This window comes from Pseudoalteromonas byunsanensis, from assembly GCF_001854475.1.
In the GTDB taxonomy this organism is placed as follows: Bacteria; Pseudomonadota; Gammaproteobacteria; order Enterobacterales; family Alteromonadaceae; genus Pseudoalteromonas; species Pseudoalteromonas byunsanensis.
Window position 1 is genome coordinate 19202 of sequence record NZ_MNAN01000033.1, and the last position, 17436, is coordinate 36637.

16 protein-coding genes are annotated in these 17436 nt (G+C 43.6%); 5 read left to right on the forward strand and 11 right to left on the reverse strand.

Translation table 11 applies throughout. The annotated features are described in order from the left end of the window. Positions 1–22: 22 nt before the first annotated feature. The 4 genes from BIW53_RS14035 to BIW53_RS14050 form a co-directional block, all read right to left on the reverse strand. Positions 23–685, reverse strand: a complete 663-nt coding sequence (locus BIW53_RS14035) for a fumarylacetoacetate hydrolase family protein (protein WP_070992643.1) — start codon at positions 683–685, stop codon at positions 23–25. A 135-nt stretch (positions 686–820) separates the two neighbouring features. Beyond that, positions 821–1522 (reverse strand): hypothetical protein, encoded by a 702-nt coding sequence (locus tag BIW53_RS14040; RefSeq protein WP_070992644.1) that lies wholly within the window; start codon positions 1520–1522, stop codon positions 821–823. Then, positions 1512–2210 carry a hypothetical protein gene (locus BIW53_RS14045; protein ID WP_070992645.1) on the reverse strand — a complete coding sequence of 233 codons (699 nt, stop codon included), beginning with the start codon at positions 2208–2210 and terminating at the stop codon, positions 1512–1514. Before BIW53_RS14045 ends, BIW53_RS14040 begins: the two co-directional genes overlap by 11 nt. Before the next feature lies 1 nt (position 2211). Further along, positions 2212–2940, reverse strand: a complete 729-nt coding sequence (locus tag BIW53_RS14050; RefSeq protein WP_070992646.1) for a hypothetical protein — start codon at positions 2938–2940, stop codon at positions 2212–2214. A gap of 801 nt (positions 2941–3741) precedes the next feature. On the opposite strand from BIW53_RS14050, the gene BIW53_RS14055 reads away from it, so the two are divergent. Then, positions 3742–4419: a nitroreductase family protein gene (locus BIW53_RS14055; RefSeq protein ID WP_070992647.1), complete on the forward strand. Its 678-nt coding sequence runs from the start codon at positions 3742–3744 to the stop codon at positions 4417–4419. 28 nt (positions 4420–4447) lie between these two features. Here the strand turns inward: BIW53_RS14055 and BIW53_RS14060 are convergent, their stop codons facing one another. From BIW53_RS14060 to BIW53_RS14070, 3 genes are read right to left on the reverse strand one after another with little or no spacing between them, the layout of a single operon-like run. Continuing rightward, positions 4448–5506, reverse strand: coding sequence for an efflux RND transporter periplasmic adaptor subunit (locus BIW53_RS14060; protein ID WP_070992648.1), 1059 nt, complete (start codon positions 5504–5506; stop codon positions 4448–4450). Beyond that, positions 5490–8780, reverse strand: a complete 3291-nt coding sequence (locus tag BIW53_RS14065; RefSeq protein WP_070992649.1) for an efflux RND transporter permease subunit — start codon at positions 8778–8780, stop codon at positions 5490–5492. Before BIW53_RS14065 ends, BIW53_RS14060 begins: the two co-directional genes overlap by 17 nt. Before the next feature lie 11 nt (positions 8781–8791). Then, positions 8792–9088, reverse strand: a complete 297-nt coding sequence (locus BIW53_RS14070; protein ID WP_070992650.1) for an ArsR/SmtB family transcription factor — start codon at positions 9086–9088, stop codon at positions 8792–8794. 110 nt (positions 9089–9198) lie between these two features. On the opposite strand from BIW53_RS14070, the gene BIW53_RS14075 reads away from it, so the two are divergent. The 3 genes from BIW53_RS14075 to BIW53_RS14085 all read left to right on the forward strand — a co-directional run bounded on the left by BIW53_RS14075 (position 9199) and on the right by BIW53_RS14085 (position 12563). After that, positions 9199–9372: a YgaP family membrane protein gene (locus BIW53_RS14075; protein WP_342671980.1), complete on the forward strand. Its 174-nt coding sequence runs from the start codon at positions 9199–9201 to the stop codon at positions 9370–9372. 4 nt (positions 9373–9376) lie between these two features. Further along, positions 9377–9721, forward strand: a complete 345-nt coding sequence (locus BIW53_RS14080; RefSeq protein ID WP_070992651.1) for a rhodanese-like domain-containing protein — start codon at positions 9377–9379, stop codon at positions 9719–9721. Between the two features lie 292 nt (positions 9722–10013). Next, positions 10014–12563, forward strand: a complete 2550-nt coding sequence (locus BIW53_RS14085; protein WP_070992652.1) for a serine hydrolase — start codon at positions 10014–10016, stop codon at positions 12561–12563. A 29-nt stretch (positions 12564–12592) separates the two neighbouring features. Here BIW53_RS14085 and BIW53_RS14090 read toward each other — a convergent pair whose 3' ends face one another. Together BIW53_RS14090 and BIW53_RS14095 are read right to left on the reverse strand one after the other, a co-directional pair. Then, positions 12593–13225 carry a YiaD family glycine zipper/OmpA-like lipoprotein gene (locus BIW53_RS14090; RefSeq protein ID WP_084228171.1) on the reverse strand — a complete coding sequence of 211 codons (633 nt, stop codon included), beginning with the start codon at positions 13223–13225 and terminating at the stop codon, positions 12593–12595. 69 nt (positions 13226–13294) lie between these two features. Beyond that, positions 13295–14026 carry a substrate-binding periplasmic protein gene (locus tag BIW53_RS14095; RefSeq protein WP_245699428.1) on the reverse strand — a complete coding sequence of 244 codons (732 nt, stop codon included), beginning with the start codon at positions 14024–14026 and terminating at the stop codon, positions 13295–13297. A 191-nt stretch (positions 14027–14217) separates the two neighbouring features. On the opposite strand from BIW53_RS14095, the gene chrA reads away from it, so the two are divergent. Beyond that, the gene (gene chrA / locus BIW53_RS14100) at positions 14218–15342 is read left to right on the forward strand and encodes a chromate efflux transporter (protein WP_070992655.1); all 1125 of its coding nucleotides are present in this window, start codon (positions 14218–14220) and stop codon (positions 15340–15342) included. On the opposite strand, the gene BIW53_RS14105 is transcribed toward chrA, so the two are convergent. Both BIW53_RS14105 and BIW53_RS14110 read right to left on the reverse strand, forming a co-directional pair. After that, entirely contained in the window at positions 15310–16515 is a 1206-nt protein-coding gene (locus BIW53_RS14105; protein ID WP_070992656.1) for a mechanosensitive ion channel family protein, read from the reverse strand. The two genes, chrA and BIW53_RS14105, sit on opposite strands and share 33 nt — an antisense overlap. Next, entirely contained in the window at positions 16512–17432 is a 921-nt protein-coding gene (locus BIW53_RS14110; protein ID WP_070992657.1) for an acetyltransferase, read from the reverse strand. The genes BIW53_RS14105 and BIW53_RS14110 overlap by 4 nt, the downstream gene beginning before the upstream one ends. Positions 17433–17436 lie beyond the last annotated feature (4 nt).

The following is a 17436-nucleotide window of genomic DNA, read 5'->3' on the forward strand; positions in this document are numbered from 1 at the left end:
TAACTAGTCACTGAAATTTTTATTACTGAATACTTACATGCGCCGTAAAAGGCTTTTCATCATTAAGTTGCAAACGCAAGCTCGCATTATTTGTCAGTTTGCCCACCCCCTTTGGGGTACCAGTTAAAATAACATCACCAGGCAATAATGTGCAAAATCGACAGATCTCCAATAACAGCTTTTCATATGCAAATATCATCATCTGTGAGTGGCCAACTTGCTTTAGCTCGTTGTTAAGCCAAAATTGCATCTTATTGTTTTGTAACTGTTCAACGGCGGTAACAGGAGAAAATGCAGTGATAGGACAGCTGCCATCGTATGCCTTGGCACGCTCCCAAGGATGACCAAGCTTTTTGAGTTTATCTTGTTCATCACGTAGCGTTAAATCCAGCGCCAGCCCAACCCCGACAATACCTTCTAACGGTGAAGCGCAATGTTTATCAAGTTTCCTGCCAACCAATAACGCGATTTCAGCTTCGAAGTGATGTGTTCCTAAAGCTGCATCTAAAACAACCTCGCCTTCAAATGCTTGGTAGGCAGTCGTTGGTTTAATAAAGATCAAAGGAACTGAGGGGATGGGGTTGTTGAGTTCTTGTGCGTGCGCAATGTAGTTGCGTCCTACACACACTACCTTCCCTGTAGGCAAGTCAACCTCATTGCCATTTGCCCATTGATGTCTATACATAATTTCTCCACCTAGCGTATACAGCTTGATTAAACTTCACAGCTATATAATAAACCAGTCAACTATGAATGAAATCACTACATGCCAACAAATTTGTAATAATGACTATCACAGAGAATTATATAAAACATTGTTTTATAAAGTGCTTGATGGGTCACTCTTCTCATTGATAGATACATCTCCACAGGCCGATGTTTTATCGTAGATATAGTGTGGGTCTAAACAAAACTTCACCCAGTCATCATCATCGAGAAAGCCTAGCTTTCTCATGAACTCCCCTAAACTCAATGGACCATAATCGGGCAGCAAAGCATATTCTACATATGCATCCAATGGTGTTATTTCATGTTGTACTGCAGACGAATCAAATAATGGCTGAAGATAGTTAAAGCGCATTGTGTTTGCTCTGCGTGACAGGCGCAATTGCATGCCTTCACGAAAAAAATCTTGCGCTTGTTTGGCTAACTTATATTTATATCGATAAGCCATCGTTGAATCTTCAACGTGTTGCGAAACCAATATAAGAGGAAACTGCGCTTCAACCATTTCCTCTTCTCTTTGGTAGGAAAGCTCTATATAGGCACTATTAGACAGCTCTGCGAGTGGCCTTTTAGTAACCAGATAAATCTCCCAGTCTGTTGCATCAGAAGTAAACAACTCTGCCGTAAAGTAGACTTTTTGAATAAACTCAGGGTAGCTTGTTCTTACGGAAATAGGTTGTAGCTTCCAACCAAGGGTACCAGCTTCCAAAGTAGCCTCGCTTACTTTACCGATCACACTACACCCGGTGCCAACATACAACAAACCTATCAATACCAATATATGCTTAAGTCGCATCGCTCAGCTCCTTAATAAATTGCCGAGCTTTGTCACTACTACTGATAACTGTGTCAATGATACGGCCAGTACGTGGGTCAAAAATAAACTGTTTATTTGTATTAGTTTCAAACATTAAATTTAATGAAATACTGAATGCGCTTGGTGCAACCTGCAGGTGAGCATCTTTTGAAGGTTCGTAATATATGACTTCATGCTTGCTTAACTGGTGAATGCCACAAAACTTTAAGCCACTGGCGCTGTCCACATCCAGTTCACGATTATGTTGGTACTGATATAAGCGTGAAGTGTATCCAGGTCCATAGTAATTGGTCGTCAGAAATCCAAAGTTATGATCATGTAGACATTGGTAGACATTCATCTTGTCATTTTGCCTCTTCTGCTCACCATCAGGGTGCCAAAAACATACTCTAACTTGGAAAAATGGTGAGCGATTGACATGCAATACAAATGAATCATTGCCGTACATAGTGCCTGTCTCAACATCGAGAGCATGCTGCAAAACGTGCTCACTTACTACCTGACTTAGAAAGTACTTATTATTAGCCAGTAACTGCAATTGCATCGCTAAATGATGCAAATTGTGTTCATTTAAGCTTTCTGGCCCTTCATAACTAGCCGTTACATTTTCAATAAACTCTTGCAACGAGATAGCATGAGTTGTCGCGAATTTAAACGAATATGTCATGCTAGGCCTCCATGAGCTCTAACGACGGCAATAAGGCGTCTGCACGATTACGCACCACTTCAGAACAATGAGATATCTGATATTCACGAACGAGTTGGGAGGCTTTATATCTATCTCTTAGATATATGCCTTCGATCGCTCGCCAAGCAAGTTCGTCAATATGACTGGCTGAAAGCACCAATAACGCTTGAAAACTCTTTTCACAGGTTGAGCGAGCTAGTACTTCAATGAAATTAAACAAGCGGGCATGATTTTGGTAAAGCAAAGAAGTGATGATCGGCTCAAGCGTTACAGCGCAAAGTTTAACGCTTTTCGTATGTACTATGTCTTTGTCATACAAAGCTAGCCAATAAGCATCTTTAGATGCCTGATAGTCAAATGCCTGCAAATAGTCGACTTGTATAGAATCGCCAGGATTGAGATCATTCACAGTTGCCTTGCTACATGCTCTAAATACACTCGCTGTGCCATTATTTATCAATTTTTCTTCTAGTGTGACCTGTTTGATCCTTAAGGAGCCTTGCAATAGACAAAGTGAATGCGGTGCTGAGTTACATAGCGTTGCCCCAAAGCAACTGGGCCCCTTATATAGCACCAATCTATGTGATGGGCTGTCCTTAAGTACCAAGCGACTCTTATCAGGTGAAAACGTGTGCTCCGTTTGCACCGCTAGCATCTCCAATACAGCTTGAACCGAGTTCAAATCATCAAATGTATTATCGTGATTCATCAGATATCCTTATCAATTAAACTATCCTTAACAGTATTGCTATTGGGCCCCAACTCACGTTGGGGCAGCTGTATTCTTAATTGCTTGAAACAATAATGATAATTGGGATAACAAACACGGGGTCTAGCGCCTGAGGATCAAAAAGCTGTGCATCAAAGTTACCCAATGTGTTGACTACTTCCGTAATGATTTCCATGACTATCTTCCTTTTTAGTATGTAATATATTGATATAAGTAAAGTTCTAATCCACTTACAAATTGGGTCGGTACATTTTTTGCCGACATTGAAAAAGCTAGGCGAGCCAAAATGAAATATCAATCCAAAGTACAATTTTTCATGTAATCAACATTGCAGGGTTATTTCAATTTTTTGAATTGCGGGATCTAAAGGCGGAAGAGCTTTCAATTGGTGGCTTGAGATAAAATATCTCAGGATGTCATTTTGTTAAACAAAGTTTAATAAAGCATTTCATTTATGTTCCACCCTACCCTGTTCTTTGCACCATTCACAACATGGTAAATTTCACAATGATGAACAACAAATAATGTAAACATTAATATTTTTTGCTGTTACCAACATGAAGAAAACTCATACCTCCTCAATGAGTTCTTAGTTATAACAATTCTCGTGTTGACGCCTTCAGATGTCAGTCATACTCTGCTTAGCGGTACCGACATTTTTAAGTACTGACAGACTAAACAATGCTCTTAGCCCTAACTATCGCATCAAGAGTGATGGGCACCTACACTGACACAAAATAGTAAAACTCTAACAAACGAATACGACAATGGACTAACATTATGCAGAATCACAAAAGCGTCCCTCTCACTGACTTTATTGAATACTCTCAACAGGATATGCTGCAACGGGCAGAAGACAATTTGAGTGAATACCAACGACGTCATACCATTCGAAGCTTTAGCGATCGCCCCGTACCCAAAGAAATAATCGAGGCATGTATAAAAGCAGCTGCCAGTGCGCCAAGTGGTGCAAACCACCAACCCTGGCATTTTGTAGCAATTCACAGTACAGACGTTAAGAAGAAAATCAGAGAAGCCGCAGAAGATCTAGAGCGCTCCTTCTATCAAGGCCGCGCGGGTGACGAGTGGCTTGATGCGCTCAAACCGCTTGGCACCGATGCCGACAAGCCGTATCTAGAACATGCACCTTGGTTGATTGCAATATTCAGCCAGAAGAAGGGCGGTATCCATAGTGAAGACAAAAATACCAACTATTATGTTCATGAGTCCGTAGGCATTGCAACCGGCTTCCTTATCCAAGCATTACATCATGCAGGACTGGCCACTTTAACTCATACACCAAAGCCTATGAGCTTTTTAACTGACATTTGCGGTCGTGACAAAGATAACGAGCGCCCCTATATGCTGCTCATAGCAGGCTACCCTGCTGAAGATGCCACCGTGCCTGAGCACGCACTAGTGAAAAAATCATTCGAAGAGGTAGCGACTTTCCTATAAGTGGACAACCCCTTAGAGGTACTGGTGATCAGCGCACCGCCAGTATCTCACCCGCTTCAAGCCCTGCGAGTACTTCAACTTGATTATCAATCACCTGCCCTAAACGAATGAAGCGTTTGTGTAATTGCCTCTGCTCAACCACCTCGACCATGGTCAGTTGCCCATAGCGCTTTATCAACTGTCGGGGAATTAAAACATGCATTCGAGGTTTTTCAGGTAAATATAGCTGCGCATACATGCCTGGCTTCACATTATTCGCCAGCTCGATATCCAGCTTCACCATAAACCGCCGAGCATTACTATCAGCAACGGGGACAATCTCACTCACAGTAGCATACTGCGTCATACCGCTGGCTGGTATGTGAATTTTCAGCTTTTCGCTTAACTGTAAATGACTCGCCTGCTGTTCACGCACCGCAGCGGTAACTTGCAATTGCGCTGGGTTATACAAAGCAACTATCGGTGTTCCAGGAGTCAACATAGCACCAGGTTCTTGTAAACGTTCCACCACCGTGCCATCTATGGGCGCTAAAATTTGGGTATCACTCAAAGCTACAAGAGCACCTTCTAGCTGTTGTGCTAAAGCCTGATGCTGCGCTTGAAGTTCATTGACCTTAGCGCGCCATTCATCGACCACATTAACGGCAACCAAGCCCTGGCTTTGCAACGTTTCACTACGCTCTAACTGTTTTCTTGCCTGCTTTAATTGAACGGCTAGTGCATCTTGTTGCGCCTTTACTTGCGAAGCTCGTGCCTGCAAATCCGCATCATCAATCTCGGCTAATAATTCACCGGCGCTTACACTCTGCCCAGCTCGCACATTCAAACTCTTCAGCTGTGCTAACAATCGACTAGCAACTAAGGTATTCACCTTTGCTGTCACATTAGCGTTGACCACTTCATGATGAACCACAGCGCTTTCGCTCACCACATATTCTTCGCCCTGATAAGCTTGAGGTATAGGTTTAGTGCCAGCAGTAACCACCTCATCAAACATGCCCGCCATATACGCCACGATGACCAACAGCCCAATGAGCGCTGATGCTGGTAATATAGCCCTACTAACCTTATTACTTATCAGTGACATAACTATCGCCTTCTGTATTTTTAAAAACCAAAAAGTAAACCAGCGGCACTACCAGCATAGAAAAAATGGTTGATGCGATAATGCCAAAAATGATTGCCAGTGCTAGACCACTGAAAACAGGGTCGAGAATGATCACCAAATTACCCAGCAAGGTAGTTCCTGCTGTTAACAATACTGGGCGCATGCGCACTTCTCCGGCTTGGATCAGTGCTTGCTTTAAGGCCACTCCTCGTGCCCTCGCTTGATTAATAAACTCAACTAATATAAGCGAGTTGCGCACCACAATCCCCGCCAGTGCAATCATCCCTATCATCGCTGTTGCGGTGAACAATACGGGGTCAGGTGCCCCCGCTATTTCACGCTCACCAAATTGGTTCAGTAACCAAAACCCTGGCATGATCCCTATCATGGTCAGCGGAATGGCAGACATAATGATCAAAGCAAGCGCACTAGATGCGGTTTGCCAGCGTAAAATGACAAATATTGCTGATAAGGCAAACGCAAACGCTATGCCCATATCCCGAAATACATCAACGGTAATACGCCACTCTCCCTCTCCACTAAAGCTATAACTGGTGCCTTCGGGCAGCTGCCATACCAGCCCTGCCCCGTTGTTTAGATAGCTTCGCTGTGACCAATGCGTTTGCACAGCACCATCACCTTGCTCATCTGCAACCACATCAGCTATGACCTCCGCTGGCGTGCGGCCGTTGAGCTCCGCGGTGACGTAAATCACATTTCGTAGGTCTTTACGGATGATTGGCTGAGGAGCTTCAAAAGTTTGCCAACGCCCAAGCTCTGACAACGCAACAAGTGGCCGAGTCGCGCTTTCAAGGCCATATTCACTGCCAACTTTGCTGAGTGCTCTTTGCCCTCTAACTTGTAGCGCATCCAAATTTGACTGCTGGTTTCTGACCTCATATGGCAAACGTAAGTTAATGGTGACGGGTTCTGACTCGTGAGATAGATACAACAGCCCAGCTTCTAAACCACCGTTCGCAATACGTAATGATTGATTTATATCATCTGTGCTGATGCCTGATAGTGCAGCCTTTCCCTTATCAACAATAAACCTTGAAAGCTGTGTGGTTGCAGCAATCGAGCTATCTACTTCAACTACATGTGGCTCTTGAGTTAGACGTGCCATTAACGATAGCGCCGCTTGTTGATGTGTTTGTGCTGATACAAATGGCTCAGCATAAACCTGAGCCACCAGCGTGCTTAGCACCGGAGGTCCTGGGGGAACTTCAACAACTTTAACTTTTACGCCATTGTTATTGAAGGCTTTCAATGCCTGACGCAACCGCAATACCACACCATGTGACTGATGAGAGCGCTGTGTCTTATCCAACAGCAAGACTCTTAAGTCGGCAAGGTGAGGCGCTTCACGACGATAGTAGCCCCGTACCATACCATTGAAGTCCATACTTGATGGCTTACCAACATAGGCGGCTATGCTTATCACTTCTCGCTGTTGCCAAACTTCATGCTGCACTAGGCGAGTCAATTTTGCGGTTTGCTCTAACGTGCTGCCCTCAGGCAACTCAATTAACACCTGCACTTCATTTTTATTGTCAAAAGGCAGTAACTTAAGTGGCACGGCTCGAAACAAGGGTAAGCTAACACTTATCACAAATAGAGCAAGTGTTGTCCATAATACCGCCTTAACTCGCCACGGTTTAACAAACATCGGCGATAATATTCGACTATACGCAGAAGTTTTTTGTGATATTTTCGGCTCTTTGAGCGGATGACCATGTAGCAATTTTTTAGCCAACCAAGGGGTTATTAAAAAGGCAACCAAAGTGGACGCTATCACACTAACAGGCACGTTAAAGGCCATCGGTGCCATATAAGGCCCCATCATGCCAGTGATATAAGCCAGAGGTAAAAATGCGACACTAATAGTTAGCGTCGACATTAACAAAGCCACTTTGATCTCGGACATGGCCGCTACCACTTGCTTGTCAGTGTGTTTTTGCGAAGTTTTTTTCCCCATCGACAAAAAACGACTGATATTTTCGACGCCCGTAATAGGGTCATCTACCAGCAAGCCAAGTGACAGAATTAAAGCAAATAGGGTTACTCTGTTAATGGTATAACCAAAGGCAAAATCTAATCCCAATGTAAGCCCATAACAAATGGGCACAGCAAGGCCAACCACAATAGCAGGTCGCCACCCCAAAAATACGCCGACAAAAATAACCACCGTCAATACCGCAAAGCCTAGGCTAGCTATCAGGTCATTCACCTTTTCATTTGCAGTATCACCATAATTTCTCAATACTTTTACACCAATGTCGGCGGGTAATAACTGTGTCTTTAATGTCTCTATGAGCGCCAAACTTTGCTCAGCAACCACCACCGCATTGCTTCCTCGCTGCTTAGCAACACTGAGAGTGACTAAAGGCAAACTTTGATGTTGTCCATCAATTGCTAACCATTGATAGGCTTGGGGTTCACTAGGACCATCCATTACCTTTGCTACATCTTTGAGCAATACTTGTTGACCATTAAGGACGTTAACTGTCAGTTTCGATACCTGCTCGGCACTGCGCAGCACATCCCCTGATTGCAACGCTATCAGCTGCTGACCATTTACCATTGATCCCACCTGCTGTAACTGATTACTAACCTGCAATGCCATTAGTACATCCAAAGGTGTAGTCTGGTGTGCAGCAAGCGCTGTCGCATCCAACAGTACCTGTACTTGTCGTTTGCGCCCAGCAATCACTTTCACTTCACTTGTGTTTGGTAGTTTTTGCAATTGCGTTGAAAGCTCTTGAGCAAAGCGAGTTAATTCATAATCACTGTAACGATCAGTGGATTGACTGTATAAGCCCAGCATCATGATAGGCACATCATCCACTTCGACAGGCTGAATTTGCCAATCTTTTATCACTTGAGCCATGTTATGTTGATTTGCATACAGCTTGGTGTAGGTGTTTAAAATGGCCTGCTCTCTGTTTTGCCCCACATGAAAGCGCAATGTCGCTACCGTGCCACCCGTATCTGTGGTGGAATAAACATGTTCCACCCCGGGAATTTGTAACAATAGCTTTTCCAAAGGTTCAGTTACTAAGCGTACAACTTCAGGCCCACTTAAATTGGGGGTATTGACCTGAATATCCAACATCGGCACAACAATCTGCGGCTCTTCTTCTCGAGCCGTGAACTGCATAGCAAACAGACCCATAATCAAGGCTATGAAGAGCATAAATACAGGCAGCCTTCCTGCAAGACTCGCTGTCATTGTCCTATCAAAAAGTGTCATTTTACTCTTTCCTAAGACGCGCAAAACAGTTGGTAAAGCTGCTGCAATACGGCTTTCACTTTATTATCTATCACTCGATAGTAAATCGTTTGGCCTTCTCGGCGAGTCGCTACCACATTTGCTTTTCTTAGGCTCGCCAGATGTTGAGATAAAGCAGACTGCGTCAGCGGCACACTTTCATTGAGCGCACTCACACTCAGTTCGTCGTCCATTAGACTACATAAAATCATTAGCCGGTTTTTATTGGCCATTAGCTTTAACAACGTTTCCGCCTGAAGCGCGTTGTGCGCCATTGCTTCAAAATCCATAACAATCACTTAAAAAAATAAAACGGGTAAAGTATAGACAGATATATTAGCAATGTCTAATATTAGGAAGTTCTAATATAATTGGAGTAATGATGATGAGATTAGAAGCGATGCTTAGACTGATTGCGGGTACAATGTTGTTGCTATCTATAGCACTGAGTTACTTTGTACACAGCAATTGGGTTTGGTTAAGTGTGTTCATTAGTGCTAACTTAATACAATCCGCTTTTAGTAACTGGTGCCCAATGATCACCTTACTAAAAAACTTAGGCGTTAAGGAGTAATTACATGCTTACGGCAGTTCAAGATGTATTAAAAACGGTCAAACCGAATCAACGCTGCATTAGTGCACAGCAAGCTAAAATAGAAATCGATCAAAATGATGGACTATTAATTGATGTGCGGGAACCCGCTGAGTATGAAGCGCAATCAGCCAGTGGCGCAATCAATATTCCTCGAGGCTTACTTGAGTTTAAATTGCCTGAAATAGAAAAAGATGCACAACGACCAATTTATGTACATTGCGCAGCAGGTGGTCGTGCAGCTTTTGCAGCAGAGCAACTTACTCGATTAGGATATCAAAACGTCAGTGTGATCACTTGCAAAGCCAGTGACGTCTGTCAGGTTTTTTAAGTCGCTTTAGTGCTGCTATACCACATGAAGGATGTTATAAAGCAAGACCGTCTTGCTTTTTTCAATAGCGATTCATTGTGTTGTGGGCGCTTAAGGTTTGACTCGTTAAGCCGCCCCTAGCAATTTTAACCCCGGGAAAAACTCACAAGCTTTTTGAGCAAGCTTAAAAGTGTAGAAATATGTAATTAAGTTCTCTACATTTCAACACTTTAAACGCACTTGCTGACAGTTTTTATACTCAATAGCTTCTATGCTGGCAGACTTAAATTAGACTCCTGAAGGACTGCTTAGCATGAATCGTAAACTCTCCACCCTCGCCATCGCCATATCCGCTGCAACACTATTGAGCGCGTGCAATGACAATAATGACAATCGCACCGAGCTCCAAAAGGCACAAGGAGTCTGGTTGAGAACCAGTTACGGTGAAGTAGTTGAAATAGATGAAGACTATGTAACTCAGTATCAAGTAAATAGCCAAGGCTGTATACAAGTTAGCAAGCAGAACCATCAACAAGCCAAAAACTCACACTTCATACAGGTTTTACGAGTCGATGACACACTTAAGGTAAATGACGACACGAACATCTCGATATACAGTTCAGCTGACAAATTACCTGATTTATGTAACAACCCCATTGTGGTCAAGAATAATACCAAGCCCAGTGAAGTGTTTACATACTTTTGGCACACCTTCAATGACTATTATGCTTTTTTTGACATCAGAGCACTTGATTGGCAAGCACAATACCAAGCTTATGCGCCACTGATTGATGATGCAATGGCTGACGATGAGTTGTTTGAGCTACTCGCCCAGATGGTTGCGCCACTGCAAGATGCGCATGTGTACATAGAAAGTGATGAACAAGAGTTCAATGTTATTAAGCCCAGCCCTATTTTGCGCTCGGCCGAAGGTCAGGCAAAATCTTATCTGCGCTTTGGCTTTGATGTTGATACCATGGATGTGGTCGAGTCAATACTGGAAGAATATGAAGACACAACCATCAGTTATATCACTACGGATAGTTTACAAACCTTCCCTGCAGACGACTCACCAAAAACACTGATTTGGGGCAAAACCTACGATAACGTTGGCATCTTGGTCATCAACAATATGGCTGAATTTCATACCGCCCCTGGTGCAAATGAGCAGCAGCATCTCCTCGCGGCTGAACAGCACATAGAGCGTATTATGCTCGCACTTAAAGACACAGATGGGATGATCATTGATATTCGCAATAATCTGGGCGGTGAAGATGCCATAGCCAAAGTATTTGCAAAGCACTTCAACGAAAAAGAAAGTATCGCGTTTCATAAGCGCGCTAATAACCGCGCGGGCTTGGGTCCTCAATCTCATCATGTATTAGCCACAGTCAAACACCCTTACCTTAAACCAGTTTACTTGTTAACTAGCCAAATTACGGTCAGTGCAGGCGAAGTATTTGCAATGATGATGAAGCAATTGCCACAAGTCATACACGTCGGTGAAGAGACCTCAGGAGCATTTTCAGATGTCCTTCGGTTTACGTTACCTAACGGTTGGGAAATTGGCTTATCAAATGAAGTATATCGTAATGCTGCTGGCAAAAGCTTCGAAGCAATCGGGTTACAACCGGATGTGGAGGTTCCCGCATTTTCAAACCTTTCAGGAGAGCTCCAGCATTTTGCAAGCTATGACTACGCCCTTGCTGCATTGGGCAAACAAACCTATTCGAGCATCAGTGTTACTAGCTTTGAGAGCCAGGTTACGGATCTTATCTCGCAAAGTGGCTTACCTGGTCTTGCCGTTGCCATCGTTCAAAATGGTAAAATGACCTATAGTCAGGGTTTTGGAATGGCCAATGTGCAGGGTGCGCCAGTGCATGCTGATACACCTTTCTATCTTGCTTCTGTGAGTAAAACTTTGGTGGGGGCAACCTTAGCCCACGCTGTTAGCACAGGAGAAACTTCCGTCGATGAGCCAATTGCCCCCCTGCTGCCCTTTGCGATAAACGCAACATCAGCGCTTGAAACCCCTATCACTTTTAGGCATTTGATCACCCATACAAGTGGCATCATCGATGAGTTGTCGACGTATACGTGTGCGTATTACCTGCATGAAACGATGCAAAGTGTTAATAACGCTCTGTTGGGAAAAGATATATGTGACGAGCAAATAAACCCTGACATTGGTACCTATTTGTCTAACTATTTGACTCACTCTGGTAGCACTTATCAACAGCAGAACTTCACCGCTCAATACGGTTATGGAACGGGCGATGTTTATGTGTACTCCAATATAGCCACGGCGCTTGCAGCTTTCGCCCTAGAACAAAAACTACACACACCATTTGTTGAGTTAGTACAGAGCTATGTGTTTGAGCCACTGTCAATGCATGATAGTCATTGGGGAGTAGGTCCAACAGCGGATAATGTAGCCACGCGCTTCGTTTTCTTGGAAAAAGACAATACTTTGATGCCGATGCCAGATTATGGTGCCATTACTTATGCAGATGGCTCTGCTATCTCGACAGTGAACGATTTGGCTCGTTTTCTTATTGCCAGCATGAACCAAGGAAAAATCGACCAACAGCAGGCTCTTTTGGAAGATACTGTATTAACAATGTTGAGCCCACAAACCGACACACCGACACCAAGTCGAGACATCGGTTATTTCTGGGAGCTAGATGGTGACATTATTCACCATGATGGGTCGGATCCCGGTGTAATGTCACAGCTTATTGGCGACTTAAAACACAACACGGGCGTTGTATTGTTAAGTAATGGCGATGACGATCATCAAGCACATGAGGAAGCGATGTACGCGATACAACAGCTCGCACTACAGTTGGCCTACTCTAAATAATAAGAGGCGGTGCATAGGCACCGCTGCTTTTATGCTTTATTTGGCACGATTTGAATTTCTACCCGACGGTTTTGCGATCGCCCTTGCTTGGTATCATTACTAGCAATGGGTTGTGACTCACCCATACCTTGAGTATGAAGCCTTGCAGCGAGTACCTCCTGACCCAATAGGTAGTTTTTAACACTGTTGGCTCGCTGTTCACTCAACTGCTGATTCAATGCACTTGTTCCCGTACTGTCTGTATGACCAACAATATTGAGGAATGTTTTTTCGTATTTATTCATTACTTTAGTAATGGCGTCTAACGTATTGTAAAAGCTAGGAGAAATACTGGCCTGATTAGAGGCAAAGGTAATGTTACTTGGCATCACTAGCCTCATATTGTCACCTTCTCGGATCACTTCGACACCAGAGCCTGCTAACTCTTTGCGAAACGCAGCTTCTTGCTTGTCCATATAATCACCAATTGCAGCACCGGCAACTGCACCAATGGCAGCTCCAATAAAAATACGCTTATCTTTGTGATTACCAGTCGCTTTTCCTAGTACAGCGCCTGTTGCAGCACCAATTGCGGCACCTTTACCTGTATTTGTCATCTCACAACCTGATAGTAGTACGAAACCTAAGGTTGCGACAACGAGCCCTTGCGTGCTTAACGTCATGATCTTCTCCAAATGATTTTCCGTTTAGGCTAACGACCATTTGGTGAATGTGAGATTAACTTTAGTAGATTATTGCAGCAGATGTTCAGGGATGGGAGGAAGCGCATATGGAGTGATAATTTTATCTAACTGTTTACTTTTCGCCATTTCCATTATGGCATCGCGCAAATGTTGAGCTGCTTCACTTTGCGCAAAATCTTTGCTTATCGCCATATAACCGTATATTACATTAGTAAAGCGATAATCCATTTTTTCAAGCTGAGAGATTGGTTGTTTGAGCACTTTCATGGCGACTTCGGCAGTATCTTCCACAGCAATGGCCAAATCTACTCGATCTTTGAGCACCAAATCAAAAGCCACCTGCTCTGAAGTCACTTCAACTTTTGATAATTTCGAATCTTTATCAAAGCGCTCAAAAAATGCTGCACCACGCATCACAGCAATACGTTTATCGTAGAGGTCTTCAAAACGATTAACGGTCATATTGCTACCTTTTTTGGCATAGAAAACAAATGAAGATGACAAAGCCATATAGGGTGGTTCAACAAAAACCATGTTAGCTTCACGCTGAGGTGTTTTTATAAGCCCGCCCACAATATCTACATCCCCTTGCTCTAGCATGCGTATACATCTTGATAGTGGACAAGGAACAGGCCGGATATGATATTTGTCAGCAACTGCGGCCCGAGTAATATCTAAGATCAGACCCGAGGAATCGCCATCACTACCTACTTTGCTATAAGGTGGCGCATGATCAACTGCAACATGGATCATCTGGTGCTCCGCGCTCGCACTACACATCGCGCACATTCCCAGAAAATAAAAAGCCAATATCAAGTGTCGCAAATTCTCACACCTCTAACTTCGACCTAATCTTGTGCATAACAGAAATGGTATATAGCGCTTAGTAAAGCCAAGCTACAGACCGTGAACAATAAAAATGTCACAATATTATGTCAGCATGTAATGTTAACTGTACCATAAGGAAAACTATGACACTGAGTATTTTTTATCAATTTTTTCTACTCGGCTGTACCAGTTTTGGCGGCCCTGCAGCCCATTTAGGCTTTTTTAAAAAACACTTTGTTGATAATTTGGGCTGGCTTTCTAATGAGCGCTATGCTGCGATGATCAGTTTATCGCAAATATTACCTGGCCCTGGTTCTAGTCAAGTTGGCTTTGCAATCGGCCTTCAACGAGCTGGAATTTTAGGGGGTATCGCTGCCTTCTTAGGCTTTACCTTACCCTCTTTTTTAATCATGCTGTTGTTAGCCATGACCGCTTCACAACTAGAAAGCTCACTCCTAGGCGTTATCAGTGGTCTTAAGCTCTTTGCTGTTGTGATAGTCGCCGACGCCGTCTTAACGATGGCAAAAAGTTTTTGTAAAACCATCCCCCTTAAACTTGTCGCTTTTGTTAGCACTATGGTTTTGCTGCTGTTACCCACCTTGTACGCACAATTGCTTGTGTTAGCGGCAGCTGCATCAGTAGCCTGTGTATATCGTTTCTCTCCCATTCCAGCGCATAGCACTAACACGACAAATAACAGGGTTAACTTACCCGTACTCAGTGTTTTTAGTCTGCTCTTTATAATCACATTTTTTGGCCTGCCAAATGAGTTATTTGCACAGTTTTATCAAGCTGGCGCATTGGTATTTGGTGGTGGTCATGTTGTACTGCCACTACTGCAAAATACGGTGCCTGAATTGGATCAAGACAGTTTTTTAACCGCCTATGCCGCAGCACAAGCTGTTCCCGGTCCCATGTTCAGTATCGCAACTTACTTGGGCGCCTCCATTGCAAGCGAACATATTTGGCTGTTTGCTTTGATAGCTACTGTTGCAATATTTTTACCGGGTTTACTCTTAATGTGGGCATTTCATAACAATTGGCAGTCATTAAGCACTTTGCCTCGATTTGCCAGTGTGACCTGTGCATTAAATGCGGCAGTTGTTGGATTGCTAGCAGCAGCGCTTTATAGCCCTATCTGGCAATCTGCCGTTTTCTCAATCACACACATGGTTATCGTAACAGGTGGTTTTGTAGTCTTTAAATATTTAAAACCACCTATTTGGATGATGTTACTACTGTTCAGTATTGTGGGGGTGCTGCTGTAATAGCTGACCAGAGATGCTTTGATATGGGCGCAACTGGAATGTGCCCATAATCGCGAGCATGTGATCGAGAATATCGGCCTGCAAATGCTCATAAGCTACCCATTTTTTATTACTACTAAAGCAGTAAAACTCTATTGGTAAGCCGTAATTTGCCGGCGCAAGCTCCCGCACCATCATGACACACTCTTTATTAATGCCTCGGTGTTGTGCCAAATACTGCTCAGCATATCGGCGGAACAACCCTAGATTTGTCGTCTTATCTGGCCAAGATTCGATGTCATTCAGTTGGCTAAACTCCCCCTTTAATGCTTCTACTTCCTGCGGCTCAAGCACTTTGATACTATGCATATCAATGAGAACCGCACGCTTTATGCGCCGTCCAGCAGACTCTTGCATTGCACGCCAATTTTTAAACGAGTCTGAGATCAGCATATAAGTTGGGATAGTCGTGACTGTGTTGTCCCAGTTCCGAACGCGTACCGTGTTCAAGCCAAGGTCGATAACTTCACCATCTGCGCCAAATGCATCGACCTGGATCCAATCACCCGTTTTTACCAAGCGGTTGGCAGCTATTTGAATACTGGCAACCAGCCCCAAAATGGTATCTTTAAACACGAGTAAAGTAACCGCAGCGATGGCACCGAAGCCAGACAGAATATAGGTTGGAGATTTATCGAGAATCAAACTGATGATAAGGATGCTGCTGACAATAAAAGTCATCAGCTTAGTAACCTGTACAATGCCCTGTATTGGTACATCTTTGGCAAATCTTAGCTGGTTATAAATAGCATGGGCCAGATTCACAAAGCCACTAAATAAAAAGCCGGTGACGATGATCAACACAATTTGGCCCACGGACAATAAAATACCCATTAACCAAGCTGGTGCCACAAAAACCTTATCGTAAAAGGCTAGGAAAACGACGCAGCACAGCATTGCTGCCAACCGCCCAGTAACTTTATTGAGCTCTAACGCTAAGTGGCCAATGCGAGTGGGAGAAACTTTGGTTAGCCCCTTCTGAATACTAGGAAACACTAACCTGCGAGTAAACAGGTAAAGTATTAGTAGCGCAACAATACCCATGCTGTTGGCTGTAATAGCACTCAACAGGCTGTCTTGTGGCATGCTTACAAACCAAGTATCAAATAAGTCGGTAATATGAACCAAAGTCATAAGGGGGCCGTTTCCTTGTTAATCTCTGTGCCCTTTTTCCCATATTGTAAATAGAGCTGACTGAGTTGCTTATCTTTATTTTGCCAAAGCGTATTTAGATAATTTTGGAACAGGACACGGTATTGTTTATCTTGTTGATAGCAACCTTGTGGAACAGTGGCGATGTCTATCAATGCAATATCGACATGAACACTTTGCAGCTGCCCCAGCATAAAGCTGCGGCATATGTGTTCATTCTTAGACTCGTACATTATGGTGGTATTCAATAACCCATCCAGTTGCTCACCTAGTACCTCAAGCGCAAATGCCGTACCGCCGGCCTTGGGTTTTAATAAATGGTTAAACGTACTTTGCTGTTTGTGTTGTTTTACCTTGGTAAATCTCGTTCCCTCAGCAAAGTTAATGACCGTGGTTGGATGCTGACGAAAGTTACGGCAACTATGTTTGGTACGTGCAACATCAAGTCCCTTAAGCTTTGGATTTTTTGCCACCTGAGCTCTACTTGCGCGTTTCATAAACGGCATCCCCATCGCCCACGCCCCAGTACCAATAAATGGCACATATTTCAGTTCATCTTTTAGAAAAAACTTGGGAGCAGGTAAAGCCTGATTGGCACTAAGAACCACGATGTCTAGCCAACTGATGTGATTTGCCACCAACAAGTACCAACCTTGGTGCCTGACCTGTGGTGGTGTATTCACATTAACCTGCTCACAACCGACCTTCAACGCTAATCTATTGCCCTGACACCAAAGTCCATATGCCAGATGAAGTAACTCAGACACAGCCGTGATTGGCAGAACGAGTTTAACCAGACCCAGTACAAATACCAGGGCGCCACACACCAACGTGTTTAATAGCAGTATCAAAGTCGCAGATAAGCCAAAAAACCAATTTGGTAAAACACTTCTTAGCATTGAG